This is a genomic window from Erythrobacter sp. HL-111, assembly GCF_900105095.1.
Lineage (GTDB): Bacteria > Pseudomonadota > Alphaproteobacteria > Sphingomonadales > Sphingomonadaceae > Erythrobacter.
The window spans coordinates 2,562,387-2,581,979 of sequence record NZ_LT629743.1 but is presented as its reverse complement, the minus strand read 5'-3'; the positions used below and the strand labels follow the sequence as shown (position 1 = coordinate 2,581,979).

23 protein-coding genes are annotated in these 19,593 nt (G+C 67.5%); 10 read left to right on the top strand and 13 right to left on the bottom strand.

Annotation, left to right across the window (positions count from 1 at the left end; genetic code table 11):
- Positions 1-33 precede the first annotated feature (33 nt).
- From BLU08_RS15515 to BLU08_RS12195, 3 genes are all read left to right on the top strand, one after another.
- Positions 34-810 carry an FAD-linked oxidase C-terminal domain-containing protein gene (locus BLU08_RS15515; RefSeq protein WP_233995975.1) on the top strand — a complete coding sequence of 259 codons (777 nt, stop codon included), beginning with the start codon at positions 34-36 and terminating at the stop codon, positions 808-810.
- A 96-nt stretch (positions 811-906) separates the two neighbouring features.
- On the top strand, positions 907-1,968 hold the full coding sequence (locus BLU08_RS12200; protein WP_233995974.1) for a nitrilase-related carbon-nitrogen hydrolase: 1,062 nt from the start codon (positions 907-909) through the stop codon (positions 1,966-1,968).
- Positions 1,965-2,690 carry a hypothetical protein gene (locus BLU08_RS12195; protein WP_090199813.1) on the top strand — a complete coding sequence of 242 codons (726 nt, stop codon included), beginning with the start codon at positions 1,965-1,967 and terminating at the stop codon, positions 2,688-2,690. Before BLU08_RS12200 ends, BLU08_RS12195 begins: the two co-directional genes overlap by 4 nt.
- On the opposite strand, the gene BLU08_RS12190 is transcribed toward BLU08_RS12195, so the two are convergent.
- From BLU08_RS12190 to BLU08_RS12150, 9 genes are read right to left on the bottom strand one after another with little or no spacing between them, the layout of a single operon-like run.
- A complete protein-coding gene (locus BLU08_RS12190) occupies positions 2,691-3,728 on the bottom strand; it encodes an NAD(P)-dependent alcohol dehydrogenase (protein ID WP_090199812.1) in 1,038 nt (345 codons plus the stop codon). It abuts the gene before it with no gap.
- Positions 3,729-3,732: 4 nt separating this feature from the next.
- Positions 3,733-3,981 carry a hypothetical protein gene (locus BLU08_RS12185; RefSeq protein WP_090199810.1) on the bottom strand — a complete coding sequence of 83 codons (249 nt, stop codon included), beginning with the start codon at positions 3,979-3,981 and terminating at the stop codon, positions 3,733-3,735.
- On the bottom strand, positions 3,978-5,162 hold the full coding sequence (locus BLU08_RS12180; protein WP_090199808.1) for a class I SAM-dependent methyltransferase: 1,185 nt from the start codon (positions 5,160-5,162) through the stop codon (positions 3,978-3,980). The genes BLU08_RS12185 and BLU08_RS12180 overlap by 4 nt, the downstream gene beginning before the upstream one ends.
- The gene (locus BLU08_RS12175) at positions 5,159-5,674 is read right to left on the bottom strand and encodes a DUF1330 domain-containing protein (RefSeq protein ID WP_157674545.1); all 516 of its coding nucleotides are present in this window, start codon (positions 5,672-5,674) and stop codon (positions 5,159-5,161) included. The genes BLU08_RS12180 and BLU08_RS12175 overlap by 4 nt, the downstream gene beginning before the upstream one ends.
- Positions 5,671-6,135 (bottom strand): hypothetical protein, encoded by a 465-nt coding sequence (locus tag BLU08_RS12170; RefSeq protein ID WP_233995973.1) that lies wholly within the window; start codon positions 6,133-6,135, stop codon positions 5,671-5,673. The genes BLU08_RS12175 and BLU08_RS12170 overlap by 4 nt, the downstream gene beginning before the upstream one ends.
- On the bottom strand, positions 6,132-7,550 hold the full coding sequence (locus BLU08_RS12165) for an aldehyde dehydrogenase family protein (protein ID WP_090199804.1): 1,419 nt from the start codon (positions 7,548-7,550) through the stop codon (positions 6,132-6,134). Before BLU08_RS12165 ends, BLU08_RS12170 begins: the two co-directional genes overlap by 4 nt.
- Complete coding sequence (locus tag BLU08_RS12160) at positions 7,547-8,461, bottom strand: polysaccharide deacetylase family protein (protein WP_090199803.1); 915 nt, start codon at positions 8,459-8,461, stop codon at positions 7,547-7,549. Before BLU08_RS12160 ends, BLU08_RS12165 begins: the two co-directional genes overlap by 4 nt.
- Positions 8,458-9,339 (bottom strand): polysaccharide deacetylase family protein, encoded by an 882-nt coding sequence (locus BLU08_RS12155; protein WP_090199801.1) that lies wholly within the window; start codon positions 9,337-9,339, stop codon positions 8,458-8,460. The genes BLU08_RS12160 and BLU08_RS12155 overlap by 4 nt, the downstream gene beginning before the upstream one ends.
- Entirely contained in the window at positions 9,339-10,022 is a 684-nt protein-coding gene (locus BLU08_RS12150) for an isochorismatase family protein (protein WP_090199800.1), read from the bottom strand. Before BLU08_RS12150 ends, BLU08_RS12155 begins: the two co-directional genes overlap by 1 nt.
- A gap of 191 nt (positions 10,023-10,213) precedes the next feature.
- Here BLU08_RS12150 and BLU08_RS12145 point away from each other — a divergent pair, with 191 nt between their 5' ends.
- The 7 genes from BLU08_RS12145 to BLU08_RS12115 are packed head-to-tail and all read left to right on the top strand — an operon-like array spanning position 10,214 to position 16,773.
- Positions 10,214-11,587: an alpha/beta fold hydrolase gene (locus BLU08_RS12145; RefSeq protein ID WP_233995972.1), complete on the top strand. Its 1,374-nt coding sequence runs from the start codon at positions 10,214-10,216 to the stop codon at positions 11,585-11,587.
- Positions 11,584-12,090, top strand: coding sequence for a DUF3598 domain-containing protein (locus BLU08_RS12140; protein WP_233995971.1), 507 nt, complete (start codon positions 11,584-11,586; stop codon positions 12,088-12,090). Before BLU08_RS12145 ends, BLU08_RS12140 begins: the two co-directional genes overlap by 4 nt.
- Before the next feature lie 7 nt (positions 12,091-12,097).
- On the top strand, positions 12,098-13,477 hold the full coding sequence (locus tag BLU08_RS12135) for a 3-isopropylmalate dehydratase large subunit (protein ID WP_090199798.1): 1,380 nt from the start codon (positions 12,098-12,100) through the stop codon (positions 13,475-13,477).
- The gene (gene leuD / locus BLU08_RS12130; protein ID WP_090199796.1) at positions 13,474-14,094 is read left to right on the top strand and encodes a 3-isopropylmalate dehydratase small subunit; all 621 of its coding nucleotides are present in this window, start codon (positions 13,474-13,476) and stop codon (positions 14,092-14,094) included. Before BLU08_RS12135 ends, leuD begins: the two co-directional genes overlap by 4 nt.
- Complete coding sequence (locus BLU08_RS12125; RefSeq protein ID WP_090199794.1) at positions 14,091-15,011, top strand: hydroxymethylglutaryl-CoA lyase; 921 nt, start codon at positions 14,091-14,093, stop codon at positions 15,009-15,011. Before leuD ends, BLU08_RS12125 begins: the two co-directional genes overlap by 4 nt.
- Positions 15,008-16,189 carry a CaiB/BaiF CoA-transferase family protein gene (locus BLU08_RS12120; protein WP_090199792.1) on the top strand — a complete coding sequence of 394 codons (1,182 nt, stop codon included), beginning with the start codon at positions 15,008-15,010 and terminating at the stop codon, positions 16,187-16,189. The genes BLU08_RS12125 and BLU08_RS12120 overlap by 4 nt, the downstream gene beginning before the upstream one ends.
- Positions 16,186-16,773 (top strand): VOC family protein, encoded by a 588-nt coding sequence (locus tag BLU08_RS12115; RefSeq protein ID WP_157674544.1) that lies wholly within the window; start codon positions 16,186-16,188, stop codon positions 16,771-16,773. The genes BLU08_RS12120 and BLU08_RS12115 overlap by 4 nt, the downstream gene beginning before the upstream one ends.
- On the opposite strand, the gene BLU08_RS12110 is transcribed toward BLU08_RS12115, so the two are convergent.
- From BLU08_RS12110 to BLU08_RS12095, 4 genes are read right to left on the bottom strand one after another with little or no spacing between them, the layout of a single operon-like run.
- Entirely contained in the window at positions 16,754-17,068 is a 315-nt protein-coding gene (locus BLU08_RS12110) for a DUF1330 domain-containing protein (protein ID WP_090199788.1), read from the bottom strand. The two genes, BLU08_RS12115 and BLU08_RS12110, sit on opposite strands and share 20 nt — an antisense overlap.
- Before the next feature lie 13 nt (positions 17,069-17,081).
- Complete coding sequence (locus BLU08_RS12105) at positions 17,082-17,774, bottom strand: hypothetical protein (protein WP_090199786.1); 693 nt, start codon at positions 17,772-17,774, stop codon at positions 17,082-17,084.
- Positions 17,775-17,822: 48 nt separating this feature from the next.
- Positions 17,823-18,194: a hypothetical protein gene (locus tag BLU08_RS12100; protein ID WP_090199784.1), complete on the bottom strand. Its 372-nt coding sequence runs from the start codon at positions 18,192-18,194 to the stop codon at positions 17,823-17,825.
- The gene (locus tag BLU08_RS12095) at positions 18,191-19,405 is read right to left on the bottom strand and encodes a class I SAM-dependent methyltransferase (RefSeq protein WP_090199782.1); all 1,215 of its coding nucleotides are present in this window, start codon (positions 19,403-19,405) and stop codon (positions 18,191-18,193) included. The genes BLU08_RS12100 and BLU08_RS12095 overlap by 4 nt, the downstream gene beginning before the upstream one ends.
- Between the last annotated feature and the right edge of the window lie 188 nt (positions 19,406-19,593).

Genomic DNA, 19,593 nt, shown 5'->3' with positions numbered 1-19,593 from the left:
TTCGCCTTCGATCCCTTCCTTCAGGCGCAACGAATGAAGCGCGACACGCTGGTGAAGGATGCGAAACAGCTCGGCAACATGCTGAAGTCGCAGGCGAAGTCGGGCGGGGTGTTCAAGGCGCTGAAGGAAGGCGCGAAGGTCGCGATGGCAGGGCGCTCCTTCCTCGACGGCGTGCCCTTCAGCCTGCACTGCATCGCCGAAGGCCGCCACCAGGGTGCGGTCGATGCCGACATGAAGCGCATCGCCGAAATCGTCCGCGAACAGGGGGGCGAGTCGATCGAGAACTCGATCCCCAAGATCCTGCGCGCCAATCCCTTCCCCCCGCCCAATTCGATGCTCGGTCCCGAGGGCGAGCGCTGGGTCCCGGTCCACGGCTTCCTGCCCCATTCGAAGCTGGTGCCGGCGTGGGAGCGGCTGGAGGCGCTCTGGGCCGCGAACGCAGGCGAGATGGAGCGCCTGAAGGTCGAGACCGGCGCGCTGATCGCCGCGACGGGGCGGACCTCCTGCCTGATCGAGCCGGTGTTCTTCTGGCCGGGCGAACACAATCCGCTGCATCGCCACGCGGTCGAGGCGGACCACCTCGCCAAGCTCACCTCGCGCCCCGACAGCCCGGATGCGAACGCGCTGGTGGACAGGCTCAAGGGCGAGGTCATCGCGATCTTCCGCGAACTGGGCGCGATCCACCTGCAGGTCGCGCGCACCTATCCGCTCAGGCAAAGCCACGATCCGCAGGGCTGGGCGATGCTCGAGGCTCTCAAGCGGCAGGTGGACCCCAAGGGGCTGATGAATCCCGGCTCGCTCGGATTGTAGATGGCAACGGGTCTCGATCGCAGGCGGGCGATGGCCGCCGGCCTGTGCGCGGCGATCGCGGCGCACGCGCCGCTCGGGGCAGCAGAAGGAGGCGAAGTGACGCAGACCGGCACCTATTCGGCCATGGCGATGCAATTGACCGCGCGCTCGCTCGAACGGCTCGGCGCGGACGAGGCACGCGCGGCGATCCTCGATCACATCGCCGAGGTCGAGGGGCAGATCAGGACCAGCGCGATCTTCGTCGCGGGCTATGCCGGAAAGCCGGTGAAGCTGGTCGTGCTGCCCGAATACCTCTTCACCTCCTATCCCGGGCGCATCTCCATTCCCGATTTCGCGGCCAGGGTCGGCTTCGCGGCGGACGGCCCGGAATACGAGGCGCTGGGAGGCGTCGCAGAGCGGCTCGGCATCTTCCTCGCCGGCAACACCTACGAGACCGACGCGGCGTTTCCCGATTTCTATTTCCAGACCTGCTTCATCGTCGCGCCCAGCGGCGACGTGGTGCTGCGCTATCGCCGGCTGCTGTCGATGTTCGCGCCTTCGCCGCATGACGTGTGGGAAGCCTATCTCGACGCTTACGGCCTCGAAGGGGTCTTCCCCGTCGCCCGGACCGAGATCGGCAATCTCGCCGCGATCGCCTCGGAAGAAATCCTCTATCCCGAGATCGCCCGCGCCCTCGCCTTGCGCGGGGCGGAGGTTTTCTGCCACTCGTCGAGCGAGATCGGCTCCCCGCTGGCGACCAACAAGGACATCGCCAAACAGGCCCGCGCCTTCGAGAACCTTGCCTATGTCGTCAGCGCGAACACGGCCGGAATCTCGGGCACGGCGATGCCGCTGTCGAGCGCGGAGGGGAACAGCCAGGTGGTCGACTGGAAGGGCCGCGTCATCGCGCAGTCGGGCGACGGGGAAACCTTCACCGCCTTCGCCCCGCTCGACCTTGGCGGCCTGCGCGATGCCCGGCGCACGCCCGCGATGACGAACTATCTCGCCCGCCAGCGGCCCGCGCTTTTCGCCGAGGCCTATGCCGCGGCGGCCGAGCCCTTCCAGGGGCCGGACGGGATGATGAACGAGGGCAAGGCGGCGATCCCGCAGCGCGACCATTTCGCCCGGGCGCAGGAACGGGTGATCGAGCGGCTGATGAAGGCAGGAGTGATCGGATGAAGCACAGGAACGTCCGGGGGAAGATCAACTACACCTCGACCAAGCCCGAATGGCAGGGCAAGGAGCGCGGGCGCGAATGGTTCAACTTCTCGCACCACGCGGACGGGTCCATCATCATGAGCGCGCAGTGCGAAATCGAGGAACCCGACCCCACGGTCCTGCGCAACATCACCTATCACATCGGCCCCGGCATGGTGCCGCAGAACCTGCTGGTGCACCTGACGCTGGGGGACGAGTTCCTCGGCTCGGGCTGGATGCGGCATGATGCCGAGGCCGGCACGATCTCCTGCGAAAGCTACGGCCCCTCGATCGGGCGCAATTCGCAGCTGCGCGAGGACGTGGGCGAATTCGACGGTTTCGGCACGCATCCGGTGGTGGGCGACGGGTTCCTGACCAGGATCATGGATGTCGCCAAGGGTCCGCACAAGCGCCGCCTGCGCGTCTTCCTGCCCTCTCCCGACCATCGCGGGGCGACCCCGCCGCAGATCTCGGAAGTGTTCATCACCCTCGAATATGTCGGCGAGGAGGAGAAGACCGTCGCCGCCGGGACCTTCCAATGCCGCCATTTCCGCTTCGTCGACGACGCGCCCGAAGGCATGGGCGGCACGACCCACCCCGATTACGACATGTGGGTGACGGCGGACGAGGACAACGTGCTCGTCTACGGATCGATCGACGGCTACATGATGAACCGCTACGAACTGGTCGAGCTGGAGCGTTAGTCAAGCGACGCGCACCATGATCTTGCCCATGTGCGCGCCCGCTTCGAGGTGGCGATAGGCCGAGGGCGCATCGGCGAAGGCGAAGTCCGCATCGACGAGGGTTTCGACCCCACGCTCCGCCATCGCGGCAAGCGCGGCCTCGAACATCGCGCGATGGCCGCTGGTGATGCCCTTGATCGTGATGTTCTTGCCGAGCACGGGGCCTTGCGCGAAATCGGCCCTGTCCTGCGGCGAACCCGCCAGCGCGCCGACGGTCCCGATCCGGCCTTCGATCCCCGTCGCTTCCAGCGTCTGCGCGAATTCGCCGAAACCGAGCGTGTCGACCACGATATCCGCCCCCCGCCCGCCGCTCTGCTCGAGCAGCGCGGTGCCCCAGTCGGGCCGGGTGCGGTAATTGACGGTGTAATCAGCGCCCATTGCGCGCGCGCGGGCGAGCTTGTCGTCGCTCGACGAAGTGATCGCGAATTCGGCCCCCAGCGCCTTGGCCAGCTGCAACGCATGGACCGCGACCCCGCCCGTGCCCTGCGCGAGCACGAGCCTGCCCGAAAGATCGGCGGACCCGCCGTTCCCGAAGGCGATCATGGCGTGCCACACCGTCGCCGCGACCACGGCGAGCGTCGCGGCCGTGCGGTCGGACACGGCATCGGGCAGCGGGATCGCCGCCTTGGCGGGCAGGACGATCTTCTCGGCGAGCCAGCCGTCCATCGTCACGCCGATATCGCGTCCGAAGACGTGGAAGCCGAAGGGGCCTTGCGGGTCCCAGTCGACGAAATGGGCCGCCACCACGCGGTCGCCCGGGGCAAGATGCTCGACGCCCTCGCCCAGCGCCTCGACCACGCCGACCCCGTCGGTCAGGGGAATGCGCGTCTCGGGAAGGTCGGAGCCATAGTGCCCGCGCAGGATCATCAGGTCGCGGTAGTTGAGCCCCGCCCCGGTCACGCGCAACAGCACCTCGCCCGGCCCCGCGACCGGATCGTCGCGTTCCGCCAGGCGCAGGCTGTCGATGCCGCCTCTCGGGCCGATTTCCCAGGCCTTCATGGACCTACGCCCCGCGAATGGGCGCGAAGACGCGGTCGATGAATTCCTTCGCCTTCGCGTCCCGGTCGATCGCCTCGCCCGATTTCGCCTCTTCCAGCGCGAGCAGGCGTTCCTCCTGCACCCAGACCTCCTGCGCGAGGTTCATCACCACCGCGACGAAGCGGTCCATCGCGGGATCGGCGAAGAAGCGCGGATTGCCGTGCTCGTCGTAGAGGCTGGGCGGCGCATCCTCGGGGCGGAGTGGCCCGCTCATTTCCTGAACGCCCCGAAACCGTACCACATCACGCCTTCGGCAAGCCGCCCGGTGGTCTGCTGGCCGACGCCTTCGGCGCGGTCGCCCTTCGCTGCGTCTCTCACCGCCTGCTCGCCATAGATGCCGATGGAGGGCACGACGAATTCGAAGAAGTCCTCTTCGCCGAACCCGGCCCGGGCGCACAGGTCGCGCGGGATCTCGTCGCGGAAGCCCTTGTAGTAGGGCTCGTTGTTGTAATAGCTGTCCCAGTCGAGATAGAACCCCTCGAACGCGCCCATCTGCTCGTTCGGCGGCAGTTCCATGTGGACCATCAGCCCGCCGGGGCGAAGCACGCGATAGGCCTCCTCAAAGCATTTCGCGCGCTGCTTCTTCGAGAGTTCGTGGAGGAACATGCTCGACCACACGACGTCGAAGCTTTCATCCTCGAAGGCGAGATCGTCGGCGCACATCTGCCTGAAATGGACTTCCTGGCCCTGCATCTTCGCCCGCGCCGAAGCATAGGCGAGCGGTCCCGGCGCGGCGTCGATCGCGATGACCTCGGCATCGGGGTAGGCCTGTTTCCACGGCAGCGTGTTGTGGCCAACCGTGCAACCGGTATCGAGGATGCGCCGCGGCGCGAAATCGGGGAAGCGCTGCTTTACATATTGGCTCATCGAAAGGCCGATATCGTCGAGATTGGCCCCCATCAGCCCCATCGAGAACACGGCAAGGCCCCGGTCGTAGACCGCGCCCGCCTCGAGGCTGTCGGCACCGCGCACATAGCTGCCCGGCATCAGGTGGACGTCGATTGCGTGGACGTTCCTCGGCACGTCGAGCGCGGGATCGAGCGTCAGCGAGCCCGGCCCGTCGGCCTTCGCAGCCTCCTGCGCAAGCCGCTCCGCCTCGCGCTCGACGCTGTCGGAAACACTCGCCCAGACCATCTTCTGCGCCTGCACGCGCATGGCGGAATAGATGTTGAAGGCGGGGTCCCCGCGCAGCGCCTCGTGCGCCTCGCGGCTGGTTTCGGGGTCGCGCCCGTGCGCCTTGCGGAAGGCGGGGGCGGCGCGGTTCCGATAGGCTTCGCCCAGATCGGCGGCGAGGTCGTTGAGAATGAGGCTGCGTATCCCCGAGACGAAGCGCCCGCGCGCGCTTTCGTCAGGGGTCGATTGCGGCTTCATGGGGTGCTGGAGTTCGACGGTCATTCGCTGTCTCCTTTCCTGTCCGGCCCGGCCGCCGGCTCATCCACCTGCTCGACCTGCGGGTCCGCGAAATCGGCGGTGAAACGGTTGTCGCCCACCTTTCCTACCATATCCTCGCGCAAGGGCGCCTCGGCATAAATGGTAACGGTGTAATCGCCCGCCGGAGGATCCCGGCGCAGCGGGAGGATCTCCTCGCGATAGGTGCGGCTGTTCCAGAAGGCGCGCGCGTTTGCGATGCAGGGGAAACGCACGGTGAGGTTGACGTAGTCCGCCGGGACCTCGCCCTCGAACACTTCGAGCGGGCGCGGCACGGTGACGTAATAGCCGCCCAGTTCCTCGTAGAGCCTGCTTTCCGCGATCGCGCGGCCATAGGCGATCATCCGCTCGCGGTCGAAGGTGCGACCCTCGACCACCATGTAGACCGGCGCGTCGCAGGTCGACTGCGGCGGAGGCGGGGCGGCGCCTGCCTCGACGCCTGCCGATTGCAGGAAAACAAGGGCGGCGGCGGCGATCATGGGGCGGGGATCCTTTCCTCGTCGCACAAGGTGCGTTTCCATGGCCGCCCGTCCCGGAACCATTGCCAGGTCCGCGCGCGGCTGTTCGCATCGGGCGCGATGTTGATCATCTCGACGTAATAGGCGCCGGGCACGTCGAGCCGGTCGAGTTTCAGCAACAGCGTGTCCTCCGCCGTCTGCCAGCCATGGCCGGAAAAGCGATCGGTTTGCCAGAACAGCCGGTCGCCCCTGAGCGTGCCGCCGAATTCGTAAGCCGCGCTGCGGCCATCCTCCCATGTCAGCCAGTTGTGCTGCACGTAATGCCATTCGCCCGCATCGGGGAATTCGCAATGGGTCCTCACCCGGTGCGCGTCGACCAGCGTGCCGGCCGCATCGTAATGCCGATACCAACCGTCCCACCAGCCTTCGTGGAGGAGCATGGCGGGCATCGCCGCATGAAGTTCGGCGCGGTTGCCGGTCACGGCGCGCCCCGTTCGGCATAGGCGTCGATCGGCAGCGGATCGCCCGTCTGGCGGATCAGCGCCTTCTCCCGGAGGAAGCGCAGCATCCCCGAATCGCCCATGCGCGAAGGGCCGAGGCCGGAACAGCCGCGCGACTGGTTGGTGGCATCGCCGACAAAGCTCGTCATCGCCCCGTCCTGAAGCGAGATCGCCCCGGCATCGAGCCGCACGCCGATCGCCGTCGCCTCGTCGAGCGAGCCTGCCAGCACCGCCGCCGACAGCCCGTATTCGGTGTCGTTCGCCTGCGCGATCGCGTCCTCCAGGTCGTCGAAGACCGTGACCGGGATGACCGGGCCGAAGGTTTCCTCGCGCATGACCTTCATTTCAGGCGTGACGTCGGCAAGCAAGGTCGGGCGGAGGTATTTCCCGCCGCCCAGCGTCTCGACCTCGCCGCCGGTCAGGACGCGCGCGCCGTGGCTGCGGGCATCGTCGATATGGGCCTGCACCTTGTCGGCCTGCGCGGGGAAGATGAACGGGCCGAGATGGCCCTTGGCCGGGTCCGGCCAGGTCAGTTCGACCCGCTCGGCGGCGGCGACGAGCGCTGTCAGGAAAGCCTCGGCGATTTCGCGCGCGACATAGATCCGCTCGATCGACTGGCACGCCTGCCCGGTCGCCACCACGCTCGCGCGCAGGGCCACGCCCGCCGCCCAGTCGGGCTCGGCATTGGCGGTGACGATCATCGGGTCCTTGCCGCCCAGTTCGAGGTTCGCCGGTATGAGCGCGCGCGCGGCGGCCTCGGCCACCTTGCGGCCCGTCGCGGTCGAGCCGGTGAAGCAGACATAGTCCACCTCCTCGATCAAGGCCTGCCCGACCTCCGGCCCGCCCATGACATAGGCGAGCGGCAGTTCGGGAATGTCCGCGAGCACGGTGCGCATCGGCTCGACGAAGCGCGGCGTGACCTCGGACGGCTTCACCATCGCCGCGCAGCCCGCCATCAGGGCAGGAACGGCGTCGATATGGGACAGGATGACGGGAAAGTTCCACGGGGCGATCGCGCCGAACAGCGGGAAGGCTGAATAGGTCGTGACGATCTCGACCCCGGGTGTCGCGGAAGGATGCGCCCCGACATCGAGCCGGTCGAACAATTCGCGCCCGCGCTGCGCCCAGCGGCGGATGTTCGCCGCGCAGCCCTGCACCTCGATCATGGAAACCGTTCCGCGTCCGGTGTCGACCGACAGCGCCTCGACGATCATCGGCGCGTGGGCGTCGATCGCGTCCGCGAAGCGATGGAGGACCACCGCGCGTCCGGCGGGGCCGATATCCTCCCAGCTCGCCTGCGCCGCGCGCAGGGTCGCGGCGGTCGCGGCCACCTCCTCGCGCGAGCTTTCGAGGAAGTCGTAATCCTCCTCGCCGGTGCGGGGGTTGCGGGCCTTCATTGCTGCTGCTCCCAGACGGACACGATATCCTCCCCGCGGGCGAACCAGGCTTCCTCGCGCCGACCGAGCCCGGCGAGCAGCGCCTCGAGCGCGTGGATGCGATAGGGCAGGCCCATGATGTAGGGGGTAAGGTGGATCGGCAGCATCCGCCCGCCGCCCTTACCCTTGGCCTCCCGCGCCAGCCAGTCGAAGGCATCGGTCATGCTTTCGGCCCAGCTGTCGGCGCTTTTCTGCTGGACGGTGACGATCTGGCGGTCGGACAATTCGTGGTTCAAGGGCAGGTCGATCAGGCCATTCGAGAAACGATAGGGCAGTTCGTCGTTCACCCAGTCGCAGCAATAGGCGAGCCCCTCGTCCTTCAGGATGTCGAGCGTCGCAAAGCTCTGCTGGCGCGCGATGGAAAGCCAGCCCTTCGGCCGTTTGCCGGTCGCCTGTTCCAGCCGCGTCATCGCATCGCCGATCAGCGCGCGCTCCGCCGCTTCGCCGAGGCTCGCATCGATGGTACCGTTCATGTCGGTCGAATGGGCGATGATCTCGTGCCCGTCGGCCTCGATCGCCTCGACCAGTTCGGGATAGCGCTCCGCGATCGCGGCATTGGTCGCGAAACTCGCCCTGACCCCGGCCTTCCCGAACGCCTCGAGCATCCGCCACGCGCCCACGCGGTTGCCATAGTCGCGCGCGGTGTAGTGGCGATAATCGGGATAGGGCGTGACCATGTGGCCGGGCGCCTTGAACGGGCCGCCCGGGACGATCGGAAACCATTCGAGACTGACGCAAAGCCACACCGCGACCGATCCTTCCGGCCAGCGAACCGGCGCGCGTTGGTGGAGGTTCGACCACTGGTAGAGGTCGTGATCATAGCCTTTCCGGCGGCGGGGATATTGCGTGTAGCTGTCGGGAAGCGTGTTCATGATACCTGCTCCCGCCACGCATCGACGATCGCACCCGCCGTCGCCAGCCATGCGCGGCCGTCCTTAGCAATGTGTTCGAGCGCCTCCTCGAACGGGCCGATCCGGTGCGGCTGGCCGATCAGGTAGGCGTGCAGGGGTATGCACATCACCGTGCCCGACGCCTCGCCTTCCTCCGCCAGCCGTTCGTACTGCTTCACCAGCGTTTCGGCATATTCGCGCCCGCTCATGTTGTAGACGAAGAAGCCGTAATGGTCGTTCACCTCGAGGCTGTAGGGGATCGAGGCCAGGCGGCCCCTGGCCACCTTCACCTCCTGCACCTGGTCGTCGTGATAGAGGTCGCAGGTGTAGTCGAAGCCGTATTCGGCGAGCAGGTCCAAGGTGCGCGGCGTGTGCGTCAGCGCGGGCGCGAGCCAGCCGCGGATGCGCTGGCGGGTGGCCTCCTCGACCGTGACGATCGAGTCCTCGATGATCGCGCGTTCCTGTTCCTCGCTCATGTCGTAGGAATAGCGCGTGTTGTAGATGCCGTGGCTGAAGAACTCCCAGCCCCGCGCGGCCGCGTCCGCCACCACTTCGGGGTGGTGCTGGCACAGCGCGACCGACAGGCTGACCGATCCGGGAAAGCCGTGGCGGGTCATCACCTCGGCCATGCGCCAGTGGCTCACCCGGTTCGAATGGTCGCGGTGGGAATAGCCCACGACGCTCGGCGCCGGATGCGGCCAGGGATTGCGCTTGGGGTGGATCGGCGGGTCGATCTCGTAATATTCGAGATTGGGGGCGACCCAGACCGCGCAGGTCTTTCCGCCGGGCCACGCGATCTTCGGGCGACCCTTGTAGGGGTGGTAATCGTAGAGGCCCGGATCGGGCGCGCCCTCCTGCATCAGCGCGCCTCCAGCCAGTCGATCACCGCCTTGACCGGCTCGACATCGGCGTATTTCAGTTGCAGGTCGGTGAGATTGGCGAAGTGGTAGCTTTCGTGCTTGTCCGCGCAGGTCTCGATCGGAACGATCGTGCGGTATCCGTGGGAAAGCGCATCCACCGCCGTCGCCCGCACGCAGCCCGAGGTGGAGCCGCCCGTCACGACGACGGTGTCGACCTTGTGCCAGACGAGATAGCTCGCCAGCGGCGTTTCGAAGAAGGCGCTCGGCATACGTTTCGTATATTGCAGGTCGTTCTCGTCGATCTCGCAGCGCGGGTCGAAGGCGTGGCGCTCGCTTTCGTACTTGATGTTCTGGAGGGAATCCTCGGTGTCCGTGCGCGTGCCCCACACGCCCGCATCGCCCGCATCGTCCTTGTAGGCGACGCGGCTCCAGATCACCGGCATCCCCTTTTCGCGCGCCAGCTTGCTGATGGTGTTGATGTATTCGATCTGCCTCGGATCGGTCTCATAGGCGGTCCTGAACAGGTCGGTGCGGGTATAGGCCTGCTGCACGTCGACATTCACGACCGCGAGCTTCTCTCCGAAGCCGAATTTCCTGCGCGCCGGATTGGCCATCACCTCCTCGAAGATCGCCCGCGCCGTGCGCCCGTCCTCGACCATTTTCGTGCCCACGAGATCCGTCATCTGGTTCCCCTTTCCGGCCAGTGTCCGGGCGGCGCGACAGGCGCGTGCCCGGCCCGCGGACGAGGCACGCCCCGTGCGTGTCCGACTGGCGGTTTTTACGCTTTGACAGCGCACAATAAAGCCGCGTAAGGCCATGTCGAGTGAAATTTGTCCGGACAACTTGAGCCCGCGAGCCGCGAAAGGGATCAGTCTTGCCGAGCCAGCCCGACGTCATCACCCGCCACGTCCTCACCATTCCCGCGATGGAAGGCAAACCGGCGCGCAAGGTGCATTACCGCCGCTGCGGGACCGGCCCGGCGCTGCTGATGGTCCACCAGAGCCCGCGCTCCTCTGCCGAATACGCCGCGCTGATGCGCGAATGGGGCGCGCAGTTCACCTGCATCGCGCCCGACACGCCCGGTTTCGGCCAGTCCGATCCGCTTCCCGGCGAACCCGAGATCGACGACTTCGCCGACGCGATCCTCGCATTCGCCGACGCGCTCGGCATCACCCCTTGCGCTGCCTACGGCTTTCATTCTGGCGGCATCATCCTCGTCACGGCGATGAAGCGGCGGCCGGATGCGTTCCGCTGCCTCGCGGTCGGCGGCTATGCGATCTGGACCGAGGAGGAGCGGCGCATCTTCGGCGAGAGCTACCTGCCGGAATTCCGCCCGCAACCCTATGGTGAGCATTTCGCCTGGATCTGGAACCGCATTCTCGAACAGAGCTGGGTCTTCCCGTGGTTCGACACGCGCGAGGAAGCGCGCCTGCCCATTGCCCATGCCGATGTCGCGCACGTGGCGCAGACCGTTTCCGAAATGCTCGATGCGGGCGATGCCTACCGCGCGGGCTATGGCGCGGTGCTGCGCGCGCCGCGCGACATTCCGCCCGCGGATGCCGAAGTCCCGCCCTGCCTCATCAGCGCCTATGACGGCGACCCGCTGCAGGCGCATATCGACCGGCTGGGCGAAATGCCCGCCAACTGGAGCGCGCGGAAGGTCGCGACGCCCGGGGAACATCAGGCCGCAAGCCTCGCCTTCCTCATGGAGCACGCCGGCGCCGACCCCTGCGGCGACCTGCCCGAGGACGGGCAGGAAGGCTGGTTGCAGCTCGAAGGCGGCCTCGTCCACTGGCGGGGGACGCGCGGGGCGCGGCATCTCGTCCTCCACGCTCCTGCCGGCGAACTCGGGGAACCGGGCGAAGGCGAACTGGCGATCGACCTGCCCGGCCACGGCCAGTCGGACGATCCGGGCGACATTCGCGGGACGCTGCGACAGGTCATGGCCCATTTCGACCTTGCCGAAATGAAACTGCCCGCCCTTCCCGCGGGCGATGCCGACCGCCTGTATCCCGACATGGCGCCCGACCGTTTCGGCCTCTACCTCCACCGCGCCTGGCAGGTGGCCCGCGCCGAGGCCTATTTCGCACCGTGGTACGAGGCCGACGCGGCGCACGCGATCCCGCTCGCGCCCGGGCGAATCGCGACCGAAGCGGTCCACGCCCGCGCCCTCGCCCGGATCCGCGCCGGAGCCGCCGCGCGCCGGTGGCACGACACGCTCGCCGAAATCGAAGGAGAGACCGAATGATCGACATGGCCAAGGAAATGCCGCTGCTCGCCCGTCACGAAGGGGTGTGGGACGGGACCTACACCTATTTCAACGCCGACAACGAAAAGGTCGACGAACACGCCAGCCGCCTGCTCTGCCGGATCACGGGCGACGACGAGATTCCCTACCATCAGACGAATCACTACACCTGGCCCGACGGCAGGACCGAAGTGCGCGACTTTCCCGCGACCTTTCGCGACGGGCGCATCTGGTGGGACAACGAACTGATCCAGGGCTGGGCGGCCGAAGTCCCGCTCGACGACAGGAACCGCACGATGATGCTCTACTGGCAGCGCACGGGCGATCCCACGCTCTATCTCTACGAACAGATCCAGATTTCGGACGACGGCAAGAACCGCTGCCGCACCTGGCACTGGATCCGCGACGGCAAGCTGGAAACGCGCACCGCGATCCAGGAGGTCTTCGTGACGAAGGACTGGCGCAAGGTCGACGCGGAAATGAAGGCCCGGCACGGCGCCTGAGGAGCACATGGGACGCACGCTGTTCGAGCGTATCTGGGACGCGCACATGGTCGCCGAAACGGCGGGCGGCGCGGCCCTGGTCGCGATCGACCGGGTGTTCCTGCACGAACGCACCGGCGCCGCCGCCCTCGCGCGGATGGCCGAGATGGGCCGCCGCCTGCGCGATCCCGCGCGGGTCTTCGCCGTGATGGACCACATCGTCGACACGCGGCCGGGCCGGGGCGACGGGACCCTGATGCCGGGCGGAGAGGGCTTCATCACCGAAACCCGCGCCGCCTGCCGCAAGGCCGGGATCACCCTGTTCGACGTCAATGACAGCGCGCAGGGGATCGTCCACGTCATTTCCCCCGAACAGGGCATCGTCCTGCCCGGACTAACCCTCGTCGCGCCCGACAGCCACACCTGCACGCAAGGGGCCTTCGGCGCGCTCGCCTGGGGGATCGGTTCGTCCGAGGCCGAACACGCGATGGTGACGGGAACGCTGCGGCTCGACCGGCCGAAGACGATGCGCGTCACGTTCAAGGGCGCGCTTTCGCCCGGCGTGACGGCGAAGGACATGATCCTCACCCTCATCGCCCGCCACGGCGCGGGCGGGGGCGCGGGGCACGTGGTCGAATTCGCGGGCGAGGCGGTGCGCGCGCTCGACATGGAAGCGCGCATGACCCTGTGCAACATGGCAACCGAATTCAGCGCGATGACCGGCCTGATCGCGCCCGACGAGACGGTGTTCGACTATCTCGCAGGTCGGCCCTATGCGCCCGCGAGCTTCGATGACCCCTACTGGAACAGCCTCCGTTCGGACGAGGACGCCAGGTTCGACCGCGAGATCGTCATCGACGCCGCGGAAATCGCCCCGATGGTGAGCTGGGGGACGAGCCCCGAACACGCCGTTCCCGTCACCGCGGTGGTGCCGCAGGGTCCGGCGCGCGCGCATGACTATATCGGGCTCGATCCTGGCACGCCGCTTGCGGGAACGCCCGTCGATGCCGCCTTCATCGGCAGCTGCACCAATGCGCGCCTGTCCGACCTGCGCCGCGCCGCCGCGATCCTGAAAGGTCGCCGCATCGCGCCGTCGATCCGCAAGGCGCTGGTCGTCCCCGGCTCGCTCTCGGTCAAGCGCGCGGCCGAGGCCGAGGGGCTCGACGCGGTGTTCGCCGCCGCCGGGTTCGAATGGCGCATGAGCGGCTGCTCGCTGTGCTTCTACGCGGGCGGCGAGGGCTTTCCCGAAGGCTCGCGCGTCATATCCAGCACGAACCGCAATTTCGAAGGAAGGCAAGGCCCCGGCATCCGCACCCACATCGCCTCACCCGAAACCGTCGCGGCGAGCGCGATCGCGGGCCGAATCGCCGACCCGCGCGAATATGCGAGGCTGGAGGAGCCGGCATGAACTCCTTTCCCCAACCGCTCGCCGGGATCGCCGCGCCGCTCCATGTCAGCGGGCTCGCCGACAATGTCGATACCGACGCGATCATCCCGAGCCGCGAAATGCGCTCGACCGGACGCACGGGACTGGCCGAGGGCCTGTTCGCGCCGTGGCGCTACAGCGATGCCGATGCGCGCACGCCCGATCCCGATTTCGTCCTCAACCGCCCCGAATACTGCAACGCCGCGATCCTTGTCGCAGGGTCCAATTTCGGCTGCGGGTCGAGCCGCGAACACGCGGTCTGGGCGCTTGCCGAATACGGGTTCCGGGCGGTGCTGGCCGAAAGCTTCGCGCCGATCTTCCGCGGCAATTGCATCCGCAATTTTCTACTCCCCGTCGCCCTTCCGCGCGCGGTGCTGGAACGGATCGCGGGCGAAGCGGTCGAGATCGACCTTGCCGCGCAGGAGGTCCGCTGCCGGGGCGAGGTCCACGCTTTCGAGATCGATCCCGAGGCGAAGCGAATGCTGGCCGAGGGGCTGGACGCGATCGACCTCACGTTGACGCAGGCTGCGGCGATCGAGAAATGGACCGAAGCCGATCGCAGGACGCGGCCCTGGGTCTATCTGGAGACACACGCATGACCGACATCCTCGTATCCGAAGTCGGCCCGCGCGACGGGCTGCAATCGATCGACCGGGTGATGCCTCTCGACGCGAAGAAGCGCTGGATCGCGGCCGAAGCGGCCGCCGGCGTGAAGGAGATCGAGGTCGGCAGCTTCGTGCCGCCGAAACTCCTGCCCCAGATGGCCGACACGGCCGAACTGGTCGCCTTCGCGCGCGGGATCGAGGGGCTGACCGTGGTCGCGCTCGTGCCCAATGCGAAAGGCGCGGAGCGTGCCGCCGAGGCGGGCGTGCACGCCATGTCCATCCCCTTCTCGATGAGCGAGACCCATTCGATCAAGAACGTGCGCAAGGACCATCCCGCCATGATCGCGGAAATCGCGGCGGCCTCCGCCATCGCGCGCGAACACGGCATCCATTTCGCGGTCGGCCTGTCCACCGCCTTCGGCTGCACGATGGAAGGCGCGGTGCCCGAAGATCAGGTCGTGCGCCTTGCCGAAAAGGCGGTCGAGGCGGGGGCCGGGGAACTCTCGCTGTCCGACACGACCGGCTATGCCGACCCGGCGCAGGTCCGCAGGCTCACCCGCAAGGTCCGGGCGGCGGTGGGCGCGGACAAGCTGACGACGCTCCACCTCCACAACACGCGCGGGCTCGGCCTTGCCAATGTCGTCGCGGGGCTGGAGGAGGGGATCAAGACCTTCGATGCCTCGCTAGGCGGGCTGGGCGGCTGCCCCTTCGCACCCGGCGCGAGCGGGAACCTCGTGACCGAGGACCTCGTGCTGATGCTCAATGCGATGGGGCTGAAGACCGGGATCGACCTCGAAAAACTGCTCGAGGTGCGCGCCATCCTGGCCGAGGCACTGCCGGGCGAGCCGCTTTATGGTTTCACCCCCGATGCGGGGCCGATGCTGGATTACAGGCAGAGGGTCGCCGGATGAGCGCGCCCGCTCCGCTCGCCGGGATAAAGGTCGTCGAATTCACCCACATGGTGATGGGGCCGACCGTGGGCCATATCCTTGCCGGGCTCGGCGCGGAAGTCGTGCGGGTCGAGCCGATCGGCGGCGACCGCACGCGCCGGCTCAAGGGGTCGGGCGCGGGCTATTTCCCGATGTACAATCGCGGCAAGGCCTCGATCTGCCTCGATCTGAAAAGCGCCGACGGAATGGCGGTCGCGAGGGACCTGGTCGCGGGCGCGGACGTGCTGGTCGAGAATTTCCGGCCCGGCGCGCTCGACCGGCTCGGGCTCGATTACGAAAGCTGCGCCCGGGCGAACGAGCGGCTGATCTATTGCAGCGAAAAGGGCTTCCTTCCCGGCCCCTACGAACAGCGCACGGCATTGGACGAGGTCGCGCAGATGATGGGCGGGCTCGCCTACATGACCGGCCCTCCGGGAAAACCGCTGCGCGCAGGGGCAAGCGTGATCGACGTGACGGGCGGAATGTTCGGGGTGATCGGCATCCTTGCCGCGCTCGAGGAACGCCACCGCACCGGGCGCGGGCAGAAGGTGACGGCGAGCCTGTTCGAGACCACGATCTACCTCGTCGGGCAGCACATGGCGCAATATGCCGTCACCGGCACCCCTGCGGCGCCCATGCCCGCGCGGGTATCCGCCTGGGCGATCTACGACGTGTTCGAAACGAAGGACGAACCCGTCTTCATCGGCGTCGTCACCGATGCGCTGTGGGAGAAGTTCTGCAAGCTGTTCGGCCTGGACGAATTGTGGGCCGACGAATCCCTGCGCGAAAACAACGCGCGCGTGGAGGCGAGGGACCGCATCCTGCCCGTCATCCGCGAACTCGTCGCCACCATGACGCGCGCGGAGGTGATCGCGAAGCTCGACGGATCCGGCCTGCCCTTCGCGCCGATCGGCAGGCCGGAAGACATGTTCGACGATCCGCATCTGCAGCAGGGCGGGCTGGAGGACGTGACGCTCGACAACGGCACCGAAGTGCGACTGCCGACCATCCCGCTCGAGATGGGCGGCAAGCGGATCGGCGGCCTCCAGCACCTGCCGAAACCGGGCCGCGATGCCCGCGCAGTGCTGGCGGGCCTGGGTTATGACGAGGAGAGGATCGCCGCGCTGATCGCGGGCGGCGCGGTGGGAGAGAGCGCGTGAGGGTGACGGCACTGCTGGCCGCGCTGCTGGCCGGATGCAGCGGGACGATGGCGCAGGAGACCCCGCACGCCGCCTCCGGGCCCAAAGCGGCCGGAGTCGATGCTCCCGCCGAACGCCTGCCGACCGATGTGCGCCGCGCGACGATCATCGTGCGCGACATCGAGAACTCGCTTCGCCTGTATCGCGACGTGATCGGGCTTGCCGTGAACTACGACACCACCGTCGAGACGAGCGGCGTGGCCCTGCCCGCGGGCGAGCCGGGGGCGACCGCGCGGCTGGTCCTGCTCAACGCGAACGATCCGTGGGTGGGCTGGATCGGGCTGATGGAATGGATCGATCCGGCGATCCCGGCTGGCGACTATCCCCGGCGCATGGGGCCGGGCGATGTCGTGCTGGTGCTCAACACCGACGATGTCGAGGGCCGCTGCGCCAGGGCGAAGGAAATCCCCGGCGTCACCTTCACCGCCGAGCCGCGCCTGCAGGTCTATCCCGGCCGCGACGGGGGTGCGGACATTCGGGTGAAGGGGTGCAATTTCTTCGACCCCGACGGGATCCTGATCGAGCTCAACCAGATCCTGGACTGAGATCGGGCCCGTCGATCAGCAGCACCTGCACCTCGGCAAGGCCTTCGCGCAGTTTCTTCGCCTCGGCATATTCGGGGCTGTTCCAGAACCGCCGGGCGGCTTCCCGGTCGGGCCACCTGGAAATCACCATGCTCGCGCCGTCCCCGAAATCGCCCTCGAGGCATTCGGCGCCGGGCCCGCGCAGCAGGTATTCTCCGCCGAACTGCCCGATCAGCTCCGCCGCGCGCGCGCCGTAGCCCGAAACGAAGGCCTCGCGGTCGCGGATCGAGGCGATGACGATCATGTAGGCGGGCATGACAGGCTCCTTCTCAAAAGGGCTTCACCGCACCGAGGAAGCACACCGATGCGATCGTGATCCAGTAGACATAGGCCGACCACCGCGCGAGGCCGATTTCCTTCGCGAGCGCCGCCTCCTGCGCGGCGTCCGGTCCGTGCGCGAGGACGCGGAACCGTTCGGTCCATCGGCGCATGACGAGCCGCAGGAAAAGGCCGATGACGAGCGCGAAGGCATAGAGCGCCATCTTCGCGGGATACCAGTCATTGCCCTCGCCCGACCGGATCGGCCCGGTCCCGGCAAAGGCCATGGCGGCGAGCACGAAGAGCCCGGCGATCAGCGGATAGCGCAGCAATTCCTCGGCCCGGGTGACCTTGATGCCGAGATCGGTCTCGCGCTTGAGGAAGGCGGTCCAGGTCATCGCCAGCCACATCGCGAAGAACAGCCACATCACCCACACGCCCGCCCCCTCGAGCAGCGGCACGAAGCCGTAGATCTTGCCCATGTGCAGCCCCAGCGGAAGCAGCAGGACAATCCCCGTGCGCGCGAGAATGTCGATGCGATAGGCGGTTTCCATGTGCCGCCGCCGCTCCTCCAGCGAAAGCGCGGGATTGGTCACATGGTAGCTCGTCTGGAAGACGCCCCATTCCCCGCCGAGCCAGTAGACCATTGCGAGGATGTGGATCCACCGGAGGATGGACAATTCGTTCAGATACAGGAATTCCATGTCCCCCTCCCCAGGCGAACGATGAAGGTGCGGCAGGCGCGGGGGCGCCTATTCGCGTGAGAGCTTCTCCACGATGTCCATGATCGGAGGATCGGATGCCTCCATCGCCTCGACCTCCTGCTGGAAGCCGCGCATGATCCGCGCGACATAGGCGCGCGTGGCGAGCCCGCGCTCCTCGCCCGCGGCGCGGTCGGGCGCATAGTTTTCGATGTCCGCGCGGCTCAGCGTGCCCTTCTCGTCGAGCAGGCGTTCGACGGTGTCCTGCCGCTCGCGCAGGGCGGAAACCTCGGCGGCGAGCGCGAAGACGGTCGAATAGAGCCGGTCGAGCGCCGGATCGTCGAAATATTCCGGCCGCCTGCCCCTGGCCTTGCGCCCCGAGGCCGCGACCCAGTCGAACGGCTCCCCGCCCGAACCGCTCACGCGGCCGCTTCCCGTGCGAGCGGCTTCCAGGCGCCATAGGCGTTCCAGATCGCGGCGCGGCCGAAATCCTCCTCCCCGTCATCGGGCGCGGGCGGGAATATCTCCGGGTCGACCACCGCGCGCACCCCGGCGGTGAACTGCGCGTCGCGGGGGAAGCCGGCATCGGCCATGACCTGTTTCAGGTCGAGCCCGTGCATCGCCGACCAGAACGGCTCGTTGTTGTTGAACGCGTCCCAGTCGCGCATGAACTGTTCGAACAGCGGCATTTCGTCCGAATATTGCGGCTGCTCGACATGCAGGATCAGCCCGCCCGGCGCGAGCACGCGGTTGGCTTCCGACAGGATGCGCGGCATGGCCTGCGCCGAAAGCTCGTGCAGGAACATGGTCGTCTGCACCCAGTCGAAATGCCCGTCCGCCCAGCGCGACAGGTCCTCGCCCGAGGCCTGCACGAAACGGATGTTCCTCACCCCCAGCGCCGCCGCGCGCGCCGCACCGTAGCGCAGCGAAGCCGCCGCGGTGTCGATCGCGATCACTTCGGCATCCGGGAAGGCCTGCGCGATCGGCACCGCGTTGTGGCCGATCGTGCAGCCGATATCGAGGATGCGGCGCGGCTTCCAGTCGGGCCGTTCGGCCCTGATCCACTCGACCACGGCCTGCCCGCCGCCATCGTTCAACCCGCCCAGCGCGCCGCCGGTCGTGGCGAACAGGCCGACATCGTAATTGGCCCCCACGGTGACATCGTCCGCGCGTTCCCCGCCGTGATAGCCGCCGGGCTGGCAATGGATGTCGACGGCGGTCTGGTATTCGGGCTGCTCCACCGCCGGATCGAGTTCGAGCATCCCCGAATGTTCGTTGTACTGCCGCGCCATCGCGTCCAGTTCGTCGATCTGGCGCAGCACCACCTGCCGCCCGAAATGCTGGCGCATCTCCATCGAATTGCGCTTGAGCGCGGACCACATGCGGTGCCACTGGTCCTTGTTCATCGCGTCGCGGATCTCGTAGCGATGTTCGGGATCGCGCCCGTGTTCGGCGCGGAAGGCGGGAAGGACGCGCCTTTCATAGGCGAGCTTGTTCCCGGCCCCGACGGTCCCCGACAGGTAGCGGTTGAAATGGGTCAGGAAGTTGAACCGGGCCGCCTCGTCGTGAGTCGTGCGCGGCATCATCTCGTGCCGGGTGAGCGCAGTGTAGGGAGGAGGAAGATCGCTGGCCATGGTGTCACCTGTGAAGTTGTCCGGACAAATTTCGCCCGAAGCGACGTCTTTGTCAATGTCCCGCTGTTCAATGCCGCATCAGGATCGCCCGTTCCGGCGCCGGAAACCTTGATCCGGCTCAAACGCTTCCCATCCACAAGGCTTGATCGCGCCCCGGGCGCTGTGCGATTTTGCACCGGCCCCGCGCG

Excerpts from the sequence above, each read along its gene's own strand:
- BLU08_RS12155 (WP_090199801.1), bottom strand. The coding sequence starts at position 9,339 with ATGCAGGAGGGCGCGCCCGATCCGGGCCTCTACGATTACCACCCCTAC.
- BLU08_RS12125 (WP_090199794.1), top strand. The coding sequence starts at position 14,091 with ATGACCGACATCCTCGTATCCGAAGTCGGCCCGCGCGACGGGCTGCAA.
- BLU08_RS12140 (WP_233995971.1), top strand. The coding sequence starts at position 11,584 with ATGATCGACATGGCCAAGGAAATGCCGCTGCTCGCCCGTCACGAAGGG.
- BLU08_RS12135 (WP_090199798.1), top strand. The coding sequence starts at position 12,098 with ATGGGACGCACGCTGTTCGAGCGTATCTGGGACGCGCACATGGTCGCC.
- BLU08_RS12190 (WP_090199812.1), bottom strand. The coding sequence starts at position 3,728 with ATGAAGGCCTGGGAAATCGGCCCGAGAGGCGGCATCGACAGCCTGCGC.
- BLU08_RS12185 (WP_090199810.1), bottom strand. The coding sequence starts at position 3,981 with ATGAGCGGGCCACTCCGCCCCGAGGATGCGCCGCCCAGCCTCTACGAC.
- BLU08_RS12095 (WP_090199782.1), bottom strand. The coding sequence starts at position 19,405 with ATGGCCAGCGATCTTCCTCCTCCCTACACTGCGCTCACCCGGCACGAG.
- BLU08_RS12160 (WP_090199803.1), bottom strand. The coding sequence starts at position 8,461 with ATGAACACGCTTCCCGACAGCTACACGCAATATCCCCGCCGCCGGAAA.
- BLU08_RS12180 (WP_090199808.1), bottom strand. The coding sequence starts at position 5,162 with ATGACCGTCGAACTCCAGCACCCCATGAAGCCGCAATCGACCCCTGAC.
- BLU08_RS12175 (WP_157674545.1), bottom strand. The coding sequence starts at position 5,674 with ATGATCGCCGCCGCCGCCCTTGTTTTCCTGCAATCGGCAGGCGTCGAG.
- BLU08_RS12195 (WP_090199813.1), top strand. The coding sequence starts at position 1,965 with ATGAAGCACAGGAACGTCCGGGGGAAGATCAACTACACCTCGACCAAG.
- BLU08_RS12150 (WP_090199800.1), bottom strand. The coding sequence starts at position 10,022 with ATGACGGATCTCGTGGGCACGAAAATGGTCGAGGACGGGCGCACGGCG.
- leuD (WP_090199796.1), top strand. The coding sequence starts at position 13,474 with ATGAACTCCTTTCCCCAACCGCTCGCCGGGATCGCCGCGCCGCTCCAT.
- BLU08_RS12165 (WP_090199804.1), bottom strand. The coding sequence starts at position 7,550 with ATGAAGGCCCGCAACCCCCGCACCGGCGAGGAGGATTACGACTTCCTC.
- BLU08_RS15515 (WP_233995975.1), top strand. The coding sequence starts at position 34 with ATGAAGCGCGACACGCTGGTGAAGGATGCGAAACAGCTCGGCAACATG.
- BLU08_RS12110 (WP_090199788.1), bottom strand. The coding sequence starts at position 17,068 with ATGCCCGCCTACATGATCGTCATCGCCTCGATCCGCGACCGCGAGGCC.
- BLU08_RS12120 (WP_090199792.1), top strand. The coding sequence starts at position 15,008 with ATGAGCGCGCCCGCTCCGCTCGCCGGGATAAAGGTCGTCGAATTCACC.
- BLU08_RS12105 (WP_090199786.1), bottom strand. The coding sequence starts at position 17,774 with ATGGAATTCCTGTATCTGAACGAATTGTCCATCCTCCGGTGGATCCAC.